The organism is Aquabacterium lacunae (assembly GCF_004310865.1).
GTDB classification, from domain to species: domain Bacteria; phylum Pseudomonadota; class Gammaproteobacteria; order Burkholderiales; family Burkholderiaceae_C; genus Aquabacterium; species Aquabacterium lacunae.
This window is the reverse complement of the sequence record NZ_SIXI01000009.1, coordinates 83496-97986: the sequence shown is the minus strand read 5'-3', so window position 1 is coordinate 97986 and position 14491 is coordinate 83496. Positions and strand designations below refer to the sequence as shown.

4 protein-coding genes are annotated in these 14491 nt (G+C 62.1%); all 4 read right to left on the bottom strand.

Features of this window, described 5'->3' with window-relative positions; translation table 11 throughout:
• Positions 1 to 104 precede the first annotated feature (104 nt).
• Positions 105 to 698 carry a hemagglutinin repeat-containing protein gene (locus EYS42_RS16565; RefSeq protein WP_165456837.1) on the bottom strand — a complete coding sequence of 198 codons (594 nt, stop codon included), beginning with the start codon at positions 696 to 698 and terminating at the stop codon, positions 105 to 107.
• Between the two features lie 541 nt (positions 699 to 1239).
• Positions 1240 to 2058, bottom strand: a complete 819-nt coding sequence (locus EYS42_RS16560; protein WP_130969314.1) for an Imm49 family immunity protein — start codon at positions 2056 to 2058, stop codon at positions 1240 to 1242.
• 4 nt (positions 2059 to 2062) lie between these two features.
• Entirely contained in the window at positions 2063 to 12565 is a 10503-nt protein-coding gene (locus EYS42_RS16555) for a hemagglutinin repeat-containing protein (RefSeq protein ID WP_130969313.1), read from the bottom strand.
• A gap of 51 nt (positions 12566 to 12616) precedes the next feature.
• Positions 12617 to 14353, bottom strand: a complete 1737-nt coding sequence (locus EYS42_RS16550) for a ShlB/FhaC/HecB family hemolysin secretion/activation protein (RefSeq protein ID WP_245503687.1) — start codon at positions 14351 to 14353, stop codon at positions 12617 to 12619.
• Positions 14354 to 14491: the final 138 nt, after the last annotated feature.

Sequence of the window (14491 nt, the reverse complement as noted above, 5' to 3'; positions counted from 1 at the left end):
TAGCAAAACACCCAAAGGAGCCGACCAGACAGTAGACTTATCCACATCCGAGCAGTCCGCTTCTTCGTCAACCTAGTGGCTCAGTTTTGGACGTGACGCCTGGCTCAGTTTTGCTCGTGATTCAACACCTGCGCCTTGCAGGCCGCTTCATTGAGCAGGTCTTGCGTGCTCAGGCCCTGGGTGTTGAACTGGTTCGCGCCGTCTTGCACAGCCTTGTCGGTGCTGGCGACAACAGCGCCGATGAGCTCGGTGCTGCCGGCCACGTTCACCTGGAAGCCCTGGTCACCGGCCTCGATGGCGGTGCGCTGGCCCACGCTGGTGAAGGTGCTGTCGATGCGCGTTTGGCCGTGGCTGGCGTTCACGCTGGAGGTGCCCTTACACAGCGGCGGGACGCACACCGTCAGCCCAGCGCCCATGCGGGTTGACTTGCTGTCGTAAGTGCTGGTGTCTTGCAGGCTTTGCAGGCTGAGCTGGCCACCGGTGTTGACCACCACCTGCTGGCCCTGGGCCACGGCGCCTTGCAGCGTGGTGTCCAGCCCGGAGGTGATGCTGAGCTGCTGGCCGGCCAGCACCTGGCTGTTGGCCCAGGTGGTGTCGGTGCCGTCGCCCCGGCCCCAGCCTTTGTGGGCCGACGCGCTGAAGGTCAGCCCCGTACATTCGCTGTTGAATTGGATGCCCACCGTGTGGGTGGGTGCCACGCCGGCAGCGATTTGGATGTCGTTGTCGTGCTTCTTACTATTGGCGGCGATATCCGTTCGACTGGTTCTTCACAGTCCGATGTTCTTGTGTACCACGTGTCGGCTGATGCTTGGATTTGCTTGGCGGCTTTGATGCGAACGACAACACCAGCTTGCGGAAGTGTGAGGCGAGAGTTCAGTTGCGGCGTTTGCGACGGTTACGCACATACAGCGCGATACTAACTAAAATGCCAGGCAGGCAAATACTCGTTGACCACATTCGTCGCCAACTGATTTTGCCCATTGAATCGATGTCGTGCGGCCCCCATCCCATGACGCTGTCCACCCACGGACCAATGATATGTGCGTACCAGGCAAAAGCCCAGCATGCACCGAACAAACAGATGCTAAAAATCAGGGAGCCGAAAGTATCTACATTTGCTATGCGCTCCATAAATCTACTGTATCCATCATTCGCACGGCTCATCCGCTCGTAAATTAGACGAAACATGATCAGTCCTTCTGGGGTATTGGCCGTGAGGCCTGTACCCATCGCCACAAATTACACAATGCTCCATGAACGCATAAATTCGTATGGATCCAAGTAGGCAGGCAGCGGGCTGACGGGAAGCCATTCCTTCGGGATCAACGCGGTGTCGACGTCCAACTCGAAGCCATAACGGCGAGCTGCCTTGGCATATAGACAGGCGAAGGGCGAGACAAACTGGCTGGGCACCACCAGTTCAAACACCTCGTTGCGCACCTTTGCAACCTTGGGGCTGGTGAGTTCGGCCAACGCAGACTCCATCCCTGCTTTGTCCTGCTGCGCTAAGGCCAGGTAAAAGCGCATGTCGGGTGCGTACTTTTTCATCTTGGCTGGCACGTCCTGCAGGAACATCTCCGCTCTGCTCCCCAGATCGTTCCATTGGCCATTTAGCGCCAGGGTCAACTGGTAGTAGCGGTATTCGTTCTGGGTTGGGTTGACCATTCTTTGCTTGAACAGCGTGGAATGTGGGGACTGTTGCATCATCCAGCGGATGACAGGTTCGTGGTCGCTGAGCAATGCGTAGAAATATTCAGCTTCACGCATCACACCTTCTTCACTTGTGGCCTTCGCGATCATGTACAAAAACTTAGCCGACAGATAACTCTGCAGCTTGAAGGTTGCCAAATCTCGATTGCCGAACCATGCGTAATTAGCGATATCTTCATGGAGTCGCTTTAAATTGCTGAGGCAGCCATCGAAGCTGCCTTCTCCTCGATCAATCATGGCAACTTGACGAGGTAAATGCCCTATATATTCCCAGTCATTGATGCGTTCCTTGCGTTCCTTAAGGAAGCGAATTTGCTCAGGGGAGTAATGTGACAACACGATTGTCATTCCTTTATCTCGTAGGCACGGTGATGGGCAACACGACCAACTCACCAGATGCTCTGTTGACGCCACCTACAGCGGTCACCAAGGTGTTGCTTTCTCGCGCAGCCTCAACCGCCTTGTATGCTGCGGAGGTCTTATCGAGCCTGTTAAGCACCGCTTCTACCCAGGCCATGGAATTCTGCGTAGCCCCGCCAGCGGAGTTTGCGCTGAGCGAGAACGCCCCCGAAGGCAACATCTGCTTGCCATCCATCACCACTGTCACCGTGCCATCGGCATTTTTAAGCACCAGATCAAAGCCATTGTTGGCGCCATATTTTCCACCAGTCAGCACTGTTGAGCCGGTGCGCGTGGCCACTGACTCCAGCAATTGCTCAGTAAGTTTCCCGCCCTTGTCTTGCCCCGCTTGAATCTGGACCAAGATTGCTTGCTCGCTCTTGCTCAGACCAACGACGGCGCAGCCTGACTCACACACCTTGGCGGCATTGACGAAGCCTCCAGCGGTGGCCTTGGCTGCCTGACCGCTCACCGCTTCGCTCATCGTTGTGACCGCTTTCATGCCACCAGCGCTGAGCATGGGCGCCAAGGTCGCTGGGGTGACGGCACCACTTGTAATGGCCGCAGCTGTCTCTGCCGTGATGATGCCCGTACTGCTGGCCGCAAGAGGGTTGGTCAGGGCCCAACTCAAAGCGGCGGGGGCCAAGGCTGTGAGGTTTAACGTTGCCGATGCTGCCAGGGCCGTCTTCGTGGCCAATCCTAGATTGGCACGAATGCCTGCATCACGTTGTGCTGCAGTCTGCAATTCGTTCAAGGTAGGCTGTTTGAGGCCGTTCTTGGCGTAAAAGTCTGCGTTCTTGATTGCAGAATCGAGATACATCGTCGCATCGGCCCTTTGATCCGGTCTGGCATAGAAGAGGTATCCGCCATTGGGCAAGCTTTGTGTACCAGCAGTCTTTAGAAATGCTTGAGCATCTGCATCCCAGGCTATTGCACCGCCTTCCGCACCAAACTGCACTTGTCTGAAAGCCTGTTCAGCCAGAAGTTTTTCTGCTGCCTGTGGACTGATACCTCTCAGGGCTGCATAGCGTTTGGCATTTTCTTTGATCCATTGAATTTCGGTCGGATGCAACTGCCGATTGTTCATGTCCTGGTTGAACCCCGCAGCGGCGCCTGCGCTGCCTCCCACCGCAGCACCAAGCGAGGCGGCGGTCAGCCCGGTGGTCACGCTGGCGATGCCCTTGGCTGCAGTTTCAGGAAGCCCGGCTTGTTGCAGGCTGCTTTGCAGTTGGGTTTGCAGCGCTTGCAGGTCAGGGGCCGCGGCTGCGCTCACGCCTGCGCCCAGTGCGCCAGCGGCATCGCCGCTCAAGCCTCCCACCAAGGCATGCAGGGCCACACGATAGCCACCGCCTTCGCCCCACTGCTTGGCCTCGTCCTGCAAGGCCTTTTGCTTGTCGGGGTCTGTTTCTGCCATGGCCTGCGCTGTCAGGGTCTCGGCCTTGCCTTGTGCGTAATCCCCCACCGCCTTGGCCGCCGCCTGCCCAAACGCCTGCGTGATGGCCACTTGCGCCCCCACGTCTTGCTTGACGCGTTCGGCATCGAACACCTGCCCGATGCCTTGCTGCGTGTCGCCGGTGCGCACGGCGGCATCGCCCGCCAGGCCCGACACCCCGGCGGTGGTGGTGCTGGTGGCATGGCCGCTGTCGCGCCCAAAGCCTGCGCTGCTTTGGCCCTGGCCAGTGCCCACGCTCACGCTGAAAGCCTGGGCCTTGTAGGCCGCTTCATTGAGCAGGTCTTGCGTGCTCAGGCCCTGGGTGTTGAACTGGTTCGTGCCGTCTTGCACAGCCTTGTCGGTGCTGGCGACCACGGCGCCGATGAGCTCGGTGCTGCCGGCCACGTTCACCTGGAAGCCCTGGTCACCGGCCTCGATGGCGGTGCGCTGGCCCACGCTGGTGAAGGTGCTGTCGATGCGCGTTTGGCCGTAGCTGGCGTTCATGCTGGAGGTGCCACCACACAGCGGCGGGACGCACACCGTCAGCCCAGCGCCCATGCGGGTTGACTTGCTGTCGTAGGTGCTGGTGTCTTGCAGGCTTTGCAGGCTGAGCTGGCCACCGGTGTTGACCACCACCTGCTGGCCCTGGGCCACGGCGCCTTGCAGCGTGGTATCCAGCCCGGAGGTGATGCTGAGCTGCTGGCCGGCCAGCACCTGGCTGTTGGCCCAGGTGGTGTCGGTGCCGTCGCCCCGGCCCCAGCCTTTGTTGGCCGAGGCGTTGAAGGTCAGGCCCCATGTGTCGCCTTTGAACTGAATGCCCACCCCCAGCGAGGCACTGCTGCTGCTGTCGCTGCTGTGCAGGGTGCTGGTTTGCTGGGCTGCGCGCAGGCTGAGGTCGCCCTCGGCCTGCAAGGCCACGTTGCCCACCGCCTGCAGCTGGCTGCCCACCACCGTGAGGGTGGAGTCTTGCTGGGCTCCGGTGGCCTGCAGCACGATGTTCTGGCCCGCTTGCACAGTGCTGGCGCGCGCGGTGGTGCTGCTTTGCGTGGTCTGGCTCTGGTTGCGGCTGTTGCCCACCGACACGCTGATGTTGACCCCGCCAGCGGTGGCCGGGTCTTTCATGACCTCGTTGTAGGCGTTGGCGGTGGCCAGGGCCGTGGTCATGGCCGCCAGGGCCTTCATGCGGCTGTCTTGGGTCTGGCTGGCCGCCTTTTGCATCTGGTCGGCCTTTTGCACGGCGTCAACCACCGGGTTGCTCAGGCTGACGGTCAGGCCGCTTTGCTTGAACTGGCTGGTCTGCTGGCTGCTGTGGGTGTCTTGCGCCGCTTCAATCTGCAGTTGCTGGGCGGTCACCAACACGCTGCCTTGCGGGGTGAGCACGTCGCTGCCGCTTTGGCGGTATTGCTGGCCCGCGCTGATGGTCACATCGCCCAGCAGGCTGGCCACAGTGCTGGCGGCGGCGGTGGTGCTGCTTTGCTCGACCGTGCTGGACTGGCTGCGTTTGCCAACCGTGAAGCCCACGCCACCGCTGCCCATCAGGCCGCTGCGCCGTGTGCTGCTGCTCTGGCTGCTGGTGTCGGTGTTTTGGGCGGCTTCGAGCACCACGTTCTGCCCAGCGGTCAGGGTGGTCTGGGTGTCGCTGATCGCCTGGCTGCCTTGCAGCTTGATGTCCTGGCCGGCCGTGACCTGAACGGCTGCGCCGCTCAGGGTGCTGCCTTGGGCCGTGGTGCTGGTGGCTTCACTGCGCGAGGTGGTGGTCTTGCTGCTGAAGGTGCTCTTTTTCTTGCGGTATTCCTCTTGCAGTTGTTGGCTGGCCAGTGTCACGGTGGTCAATTGCACCTGCCCTTGGGCCGTCACGTTCACGTTGCCATTGGCGCTTTGTACCAACATGCCTTGCAGCAGCACGTCACCCAAAGTGCCTTGCGCCAACACCCGAACGCCTTGATCGCCACTCAGCAGCCCTCCGGTGGTGTGCTGCTCACTGCTTTGGCTGCTGCGGCTCCAGCGTTTGCCTGAAGCGATGTCCATGCGGGTGTCGGTGTCCACTGCGGCCGTCAGGTCGACGCTGTTGGCCACCAGCAGTGCTTCGCCGCTGGCTTGCAGTGTGGCCCCCACGCCGCTGAGTTCGTTGCCAGCGATCACGGTCACGTTTTGCCCAGTCAGCTGCACCCCTTGGCTGGTCTCATCGGTGCTTTCGGTCTGGCTGCGATTGCGCAGTTTTCGGCCCGACGCGCGTGAGGTGCTTTCCTTGTCAACTTCTGTCACCGCCAGCAGTTGCACATTGTTTTGTGCCTGCACCAGCACTTGGCCCTGCTCGGCGGAGGCCTGTACACCCGTCAAAGCCACGTTGTGAGTGGCTTGAACCGACAGGTTCTGACCGGCAGACAAGGTGCCGCCGACCGTGTCCTGGTCTTGCGTCGTGCGGGCTTCCTGCAACCGGCGCGCTGAGACAGTGCTGACGCTGCTGTCGGTGGCCATTTGTGTGCTCACCGACACGCTTGCCCCGCTGAGCAAGAGGTCTTGCTCGGCGCGGATGTCGGTGCCTTGCAGGCTGATGTCACCGCCCCCCGATCGAATGCTGACGTTGGCGCCGCTCAAGCTGCCGGCTTCGATCTGCTGGTCGGTGCCTGCCTCCGTTTCAGTGCGGTTGTGCTTGGCCTTTCTGCCTACGAATTCGGCCACACGGCCCAGGCTGTCCACGGCCATCAGTGCGCCCAACTCCACGCCGTCATGCCCCAAGATGCTCAGGTCGCCAGCCTGCGCATTGAGCTGGGCGCTTTGGCCTGTCACTTTGCCTTCATCTGAACTGATCGCGATGCCGTCTGCCGTGATGGCCGTCGAGGTCACGCTTTGATCCACCGTGTGCAAGGTGGTGGTCCATCCCCCGGCCTGTTGGGTGGTGCGCGTTTCGGTCTGCACAAGATTGGCCTTCAGGTCCACTCCTTGCCTGCCATACAGGGTGGCGCTGCCGCCGGCTTCCATCAGGGTGCTGTTGGCCTGCACCTTGCCTGCGGCGCCCAGGATCAGGTCGCCTTGTGCTTGCAGGTGCCCTCGTTCCAGTGAAATGTTGCCGCCATTGACCACTTGTTGAGCCAGCAGGTTGATGTTGCCGCCCGATGAGAACAAGGCCAGGTCACCGCCGCTGACGATGTGCTGTGCTGCCACATCCAGATCGCCTTGGCTGCGCAGTGTCAGGCCACCGTCTGCTGCATTCAGGGCGCCAGCAAGGCTGCGGTCCAGTGTCAGGTTACCGGCCGACTGAACCAGCACGCTGTGCCCACTCAGCCGCGTGCCACTGAGCAGCAGGCTGTTGCTGGGGTCAGCAGGTGAGCCTGTGCTCAGCACGCTCAAGGCGCCACTGGCCTGGATCTGGTTGGTCACTTCGCGCTCCATCACGGTCGATGCGCGCACGGTGCGACGGCTGCGATCCAGTGTGCTGACCAGTTCGCTTTCCATTCGACGGGTCTCTTTGCCGGCTTGCAGGTTCACCGCATCGCCTTGCAGTGTCACATCACCTGACGAAGCCAGTTGGGTGCCCTGGACCGACAGCTTGCCTCCGGTCAGCAGCTGCACGCCGGCACCACTCAAGTCATTGAGCACAGCCGTTTCTTCAATGGTTTGCCGCGTGAGCTGATGCGTCAATTCTCGGCGCTGTGCCTGCGAGGTTGGATCGCCGACCCAGTCGCTGCCTTGTGCGGTCTCAGTGCGTGCGGTCTCAGTGCGTGCGGTGCGTTGTGCCTGCGTGCTCAGCGTGAGCCCCTGTTTGCCTTGCAGCAACAGGACTCCACTTTGGGCAGACAAGGCCACACCGCTGGCTTCAAGCGCGCCTTCCGTGGCCACCAGTGAGATGCCTTGCCCGTCGATCTGCGTGCGCGCACCGTCTGCGCCTGAGCGGGTTTGCAGGCTCACTTGAGCCCCTTGCATGTGCACCGAACCATCGGCATGGGTGCGTGCGCCCTCGAGTTGCAGGCGCTGCCCGGCGCGCACATCGACCGTGTTGGCGACCGATGAGCCGCCTTGAAGCATGACGTTCTGATCGGCCTCGACGCGCAGTTGCCGTGCCTGCAGGGTGCTGTCGCGTGTCACCACGGAGCCCGCAGCCGTCTGAATGTCAAGTGCTCCGCGACCCTTGAGGAGGTTGTCTTCCAGCGTGATGTCTGACTTTGCACTCAGCCACAGGTTGTGGCCTTCGAGCTGACTGTGCCCAATGGACAGTTGCCGGCCTGCCATCAGCATCAGGTCGTTCTGGCTGCTGAGCACTGCGTTGTTCAGCCGGATGTCTTGTTGGGCCAGCAGAGCCATCTGGCGCGCCATGAAACTGCCATGGTCTGCGCTGATGCCATCGGCTTGGAGTGCCATGACATCGGCCATCAGCGTGCCGCTGTTGCTGATCTGGCCTTGCGTGTCGAGGTCAATCACCTTGGCCGACACCAACGCCCCGTTGCGCTGGACGCTGTTGCCGTCAAGTTTCGCGTACACCTGAGGCACCAGCACCTTGACCCGACGCATGGTGTGGCGTGCGTCGGGTAGGTCGATGGTGCGCTCCACCAGCCAGACGATGTCCGTGGTGAGCATGGCCACTTGTTCGGCGGTCAGGGCAAGGCCGACGCGCAAGTTCAGCGGTGATGCCACCGAGGCGGCTGCCTCCATCAGGTGCTTGAACTGTGCTTCGTCGTTCGTGAAGTCGCCAAGGAACCGACGCCCGGTCAACTGGGCCACCTGCTCTCGCACCAGTTGCTGCTCGTAGAAGCCGTCGCCCAGCCGTTTGGCAATGGCCGATGGATCGAAGGTGGTGGCCGAGGCCTGGCTGGATGCGACGGGTGTTGGAGTCCCGGTCGCAGGTGGGGTGCCGAGCTGCCCCAAGAGGTAATCGGACGACAGCCAAGGCTTGCCGTTCAGGAACCGAGGGTCGGTTTCGACCAGGTAGGGGCGGCCTGCGTCCGGCACGGCTTGGTACAGGCCGCCGCTGGGCCATTGGAGCCCGGGTGTTCCAATGCCGACTGACGTGCCCCCAGGGCCAGGCAAACTGCGCGATGGCTCGCTGTAGCCTGCGACCGACTGTGCCGGCTCTGGCTGAGGCAGGGGGGCAGGGGAGGGGATGCTGGTGACAGGCAGCGTACTGCCGGCTTGTGTGGTCACAGTTGGCCGCACCAATTCGCGCGCTGTGGTGGAGAACGATTGCGTCAGGCCTGTCACGTCCAGCGCCACCTGGCCCACGACGATGTCCCCCAGCTGCCACTGACTGGTTTGCTCGATCAATGGGTAACTCTGGTTGTTCAGGCTGGCATCACTGAACAGGAAGTTGCCCACGACGATGCTGGCCATCGTGTTGGTGATGGCCTGTCCACGCAAGGTCAGATCGCCGCCCACACTGATGGTGGCGGCCGTGCGAGGGGTCAGTCGGGCAATCTGGTCGTACCCCACTTGCCACTGGTCTGTGCTTGAACCGTCGGGCAGGGTCAGCGTGATCGCGCTGCCCCGAGGCATGTCGTACAGGGTGTGCCATTGCATGTGGTTGATCGGCGTGCGGGTGCCATCGACCACCGTGCTCAGGCTGACCTGGTCGGCGCTGTGACGCACACCGTCTGACAGCGCAGCAAACCACCAGATGTTTTGCTCCGATCGGGTGGCTGCTGAAGGCTGCCATTCACCGTTGAACCAGTGACCACTCTGGTTGTGTGTCTGATTCACTTGCATCGACAAGCTGCCTGACACCAGGATCTGGCTGTCATGGTTCACCAGCTTTTGAGCTGCGTCGCCAACGTGGTAGCCCTGCAGCACAGCATCTCCCAGGCTGATGATCTGCGAGCCTTCCTGATTGCTCAGGTGGTCGAACCCCATGTGCAGGTGCTGCCGGGCAGCGATCAGGCCAGCCCCAGGCAAGCGGGCGATGTTGTCTTCCACCATGTCGCCAGGCAAGCCGTTGACCACTTCGCTCGCGCGAATACTCACCCGGTCACCGTACACCCGGCCACGCGCATTCACGAAAGATGATCCAGGGAAGTCCCCGTAGCCCGCCGAGGCCTGTGCCAGATCGACCTGACCCTCGGTCAGGTCAATGCGCACCTCGGGTGCCTCCAGGGTGCCGGAGTTTCTGAACCAGTGGCCCGTGATGTCGATGCGTTCTCCGGCAGTGATGTCTGCCGAGCTGGAGAAGCCTTTGTCCACCACGTCTTCTGCCCGAAGGAAGGGGTTGACTTCAGCGCTGAGCGAAGCGGGACTGAGTGCCCCGATCGACACGGTGATGCGTCGGTTGGCTTTCAATGTGCCTTCCAGATTGGTGCCCCAACCTTGCGCATCTGCGGCGGTCTCGCCGATCCCCAGTGGGTCATGCGGTGCGAACGTGAAGGGCCGACGCCATGCTTGTCCTTCTCCAATGGTGAAATCAGCGCGATGGCTCATGGCGCCACGCCCCACTGAATCCAGCAGCTCCAGGGTGATGTCACCCAGGCTCAGCATCGTGGCACCAGAATCCATCGAGCCTGTTTTGACCCACAGGTGGTGACCGGCCATGAATCGCCCTTCCAGCGTCAAGTGCGTGCTGGCATCCGTATGCACCTTCAGGTCACGACCCGCCTTGACTTGTCCGTTCTGGTTGTCGATGGCACCGATGGTCAGGTCGCGTCCTGCCAGCAGCAGCCCCCCCGCTTGGTTCTGCACGGTCCATCCGTCGATGTGCAGGTCGTGGGTGGTGCTGTAGACAATGCCAGCGTCTCGGTTGTCAAATACATCGTGCCTTGGCGAATCCCATGCCAGGGGTTGCAACCCTCGCATGCGTTCGGATTGCACCTCAAAAAAATAAGGGGAGCCGACCGACTGCCGCGTGATGCTGACAGGACCTTCTGCCGTGATGAGCCCTTGGTGGTTGATCAGGCTGGCGGTGCGGATACCCAGGCCCCCCCCCGCCACGATGCCTGTGGTTTTGGCCGAAACCGCTGATGCTTCCCCGGAAGTGCGTGGCGCCTGCTGTGCCGCGAGGCGCAATGCCTGACGTTGGGCAGGTGACAGGCGCATCAACTCGCGCCATGTCAGCGATGCGTAGGCACCACTGGCATTCATCAGCATGCCCCCTTGTGTGTCGAGGTCTATCTGGCCGCCGGCCTGGATCAGGCCTTGGTTGTTGTCGATCGAGCCGCTGCGCACTTGAAGGTCTTGCGTCGCAGAGATCAGGCCGCCTTGGCTGTTGTCGAGGTTGGCCGTCGCGGGTTTGGGCACGAACACCCACAAGCGACCTTCCTTGTCGATCACGCTGTGGTTGCCGCTGACTGTGGGCAACCCCATGGACGGCTGCACCCACTGACCGTTGGGCGTGTCAAAGACCGACGCGTCGATGAATGCCGAAGAAATCAGCTCGGCAGGGGGGGCATCGGTTGCGATGCCATCGCCTGGCAGGGTCAACTTCACAGTCCCACCCAGCAGCTCTCCGCCATGGCTGTTGTCGAGCTGGCGTGCCGTGACTGCCAGAGCTCCAGCGGCCGAGATCAAACCGCCGCGGTTGTCTACCGCCTGCTGAGTGTTCAGATTCACTGCGCCCGACAGCGCACCGATGGTGCCTTCACGGTTGTTCAGCGAGCCTGCGGAGATCTCCAGGCCTTGGGCTGCCACCAGCTTGGCGCCGTGGGTGCTCAAGTGCCCGGGTGTCTGCAGCACCACATGGGCCGCCGAGAGGTCAGTGCCGGCCAGTTGCAGTGACTGTGCCGAGGCGCGCATTTGGCCACTGGCACGCAGATGTCCTCGGTCAAGCCATTCATCGGCTGCGGCCAGGGTCAGGTTGGCGGCCCCAGACAGCACCCCTGAAACATTCAGCCCCGCAGCCATCCAGCCCGTGTTGCTGGCAGAGCCGGTTTGCACGACCATGTGCTGCCCTGCGGCCATCAGCCCCTTGTTGGTGGCGGCCTCAGCGACCTGTGCTTGCAGATCGCCCTGCGCATAAAGGCTGCCCTGTTCTGCGTTCTCAAGAGATTGCAGGCTCAGGTTCATGGCCCCTGCTGACAGCGTGGCCCCCCGGTTCTCAAGCCTGCCGTTGTGGTGCAGCACCAGCCCCTGCGTTCCGGCCTGGATGCTGCCCTCTTGGCGCACCCCGACACCCCACTCGGTACCCACCAGACGAATCTTGCCGGCGTACATGCCGCCCAACTGGCTGACATCGATGGCAAAAGCGGGCGTGCTGGCACGTTCATGGCCTGTGATGGGCTGGACCTTGGTCAGGTTGCTGTCGACTTCGTTGCGGCCAGTGATCAGGTGCAACTGGTCGGCCCAGACGGCCGCATTCAACCGAACACTGCGAGCCAGCAAGGCGGCGAAATCCAGGCCACGGGCATCCATCCCCTTGCCTTGGATCTCGATGTGTCCGCCGGTCACCCGATAGCCGTCCAGGCCACCCATGGCGTTGATCAGTGGTGTGCCGGTGGTCAGGGTGACCTGGCTGGCGTTGATGAATCCGCAGCCCGAACAGGTGATGCCGGACGGGTTGGCCAACACCAGCGCGGCTTTCTGCCCAGCCACTTCGATGGCACCTGCCAGCTGGCTGGCATGGGGTGAATTGACTTCATTCAGGATGACCTTGGCCGCTCCCTGGGTCAGCATGGGATTGGCTTGCACCCAGCCCGCCAGCCGAGTCTGTGCTTCAACCGTGGCGTTGTTCAGGATCACGCCGCGCTCTGGCACATCGAAGCGCTGGTACACATTGCGTGACACGCCTGCGGCGCTGGGTGCTTGAATGTGGACCATGCTGGTGCCGTTGGGCGCCGTGCTGACCTGTGGTTGCAGGTTTGCTGCGGCCTGACTGTCGGCCTGCACCGTGGCCGAGTTGAGAGCGGTCTGGCTGTTCACCAGCGCGGGCGTGCAGAACAGCGAGGCCATCAGCGCGTTCACGGGCCATGCTGGCGGCGTGTGCCACCTTGGCTTGCGCAAGGGCTTGTGGGTCGCCCCGTTGCCCTGGGTCTGGCTGCAAGCTGTTTCTGCCACGGCCATCAACTGGCCGCGGGTGCGGCTGAACACAATGCGAAAGCATGAGCGGTTCATGGTGCGTTCCCTGAATGAGTGTGGCGGGCTGTCGATGCCTGCGCTTTGTGATCAGTAACTGACGTTCAGGCTGAAGCCGCCTGTCAGCCCCCCGGTGGGCATGTTGCTTGGCTGACGCAAGGGGTGTCCTGCAAAGAGGTCATAGCCGATGGTGCCCATCAGTTGGCCCCGCAAGCCCAGTGCGCCGCCGGCCAGCGTGCGGCCTGCTCCCACGCCATGGCTGGCCGGGCCTGAGACCATGCCGGCGTCCAGAGCGCCGTAAGCTTGTGCTTGCCAACCACTCACAGGAATCGACACTTCGTTGCGCGTGATCACGCCGCTGTCGCCTGTGAGGGTGTGCGTCCCGTCAAAGCCACGCACGGTGTGTCGGCCACCGATGGCGAACCGTTCTGGCGAAGGCAGCCGCGAGCCATGAACCTGCAACTTCCAGTGACTTCTGAATTGCACGTTGGTGTGCGCGATGCGCCAAGGCGTAGAAACCTGAATCTGTGCGGTGAGCACCTGGAAGCGCGAGCTCCCGTCGCCGTTCGGTTCTTCGGGCGCAGCCAGCGAAGCGCTGGCGCCAGTGCCTCGGCGAAATTCCGCATTTCCTCTGAGCTGCAAAGAGTCTGTTGCCGTCTGGGCGTCCAGCCCGATCAACCAGCCTGCCGTGCGCCTGCGCTGGAGTTCGATTTCTGTGTCATTGATGAAGTTGCGTGCACTCTTGAACCAGAAGCCCCCCGCCACGGACACCTTGGTGCGGGCATCGCGGTAGATCATTCGATCTGCCCTGGCTTCGGTCTGGCTGGACTGCCCAGCATAAAGGGCTCCGGGCGCGATGGCCTGACGGTATCTGCTGCTGCTGTGTGTGGCTGTGAACAGCCACCACCGGTGCGGCAGCGAGTAGTGCACGGTGTGCCCCCTGGTGCCGGTGGCATCGCCTGGCACCTCACCGAGGGAGTGGTTCAGACTGAGGTAAAGCAGGTCATTGAGTTGCAGGGGGGCGTCGTAAGACACTGTGGTGCTGCCTTGCAGCTTGCCAGTTGGCTCGCTGCCGGAATCGTCCGCAAAAGTTGACAGCCGCCATGGCCGAACGCTGTGCAGCGTGACGACCAGGTTGCTGTCGCCGGCCTGACTCCCGGGCCCGCTGGCAGGTTCGATCTGGAGGTCTGCTTCTTGGCTGGGCACCCGTTTGAGGTTTTCCAGGGCCTGCTCGATGGCCCGCAGGTTCAGCAGTTCACCAGGCTGCAAAGGCAGCGCGTGTTTCACCATGGCGGGTACAGGCTTGCCGTCTGCCATCCGGATGGCCTGTAAGCGCCCCGGGACGATTTGCAGTGTCAGCTGCCCATTCGAGAGGTCTTGATCTGGGACCACCACGCGGGTGGTGATCCAGCCTTGGTCGATCAGCGCGTTTTGCATCCGTGCCTGCACCTGATTGATCCCTTGAGGGCCCAGGCACTGGCCGTTCAGGGCCCCAGGCCCGGTGTTCAACATTTCTGGCAACCACGCGAATGCGGTCCGAGCATCGCCCGTCAGCACCACTTCTCGGATGGGAAAGCATGGCGTTTCAACAGGCCAACGCGAAGGGGTGTCTGCGAGCGCGGCAGAGGGCAGCCTGACGTCAGGCCGTGGCACGTTCAAGCGGTTCAAGGCCTCTTCGCGCTCTTTCCGCTGTTGGGCTTCACGTTGCTCAATGTCACCGATCGCGACTGGGCCGGTGCTGCTTTGACCATGCGTGGCCAGGGTAATGCCCCACAAGACGCCGCAGATGGCCCACGTGCGGTACCGGCCGACAATGCCGCGGCCCATGCTGTTTCTCATGCCCAACCCTGATTCTGATGCTTTGTTTGAACTTGCCAGCGGCATGACGCGAAGCGTTCAAGCTTGACTGTTCCGGCGCCGCGAGCATAGGAGGGGATGTCGCCAAGGGAAATCCCTTTCTCGGGG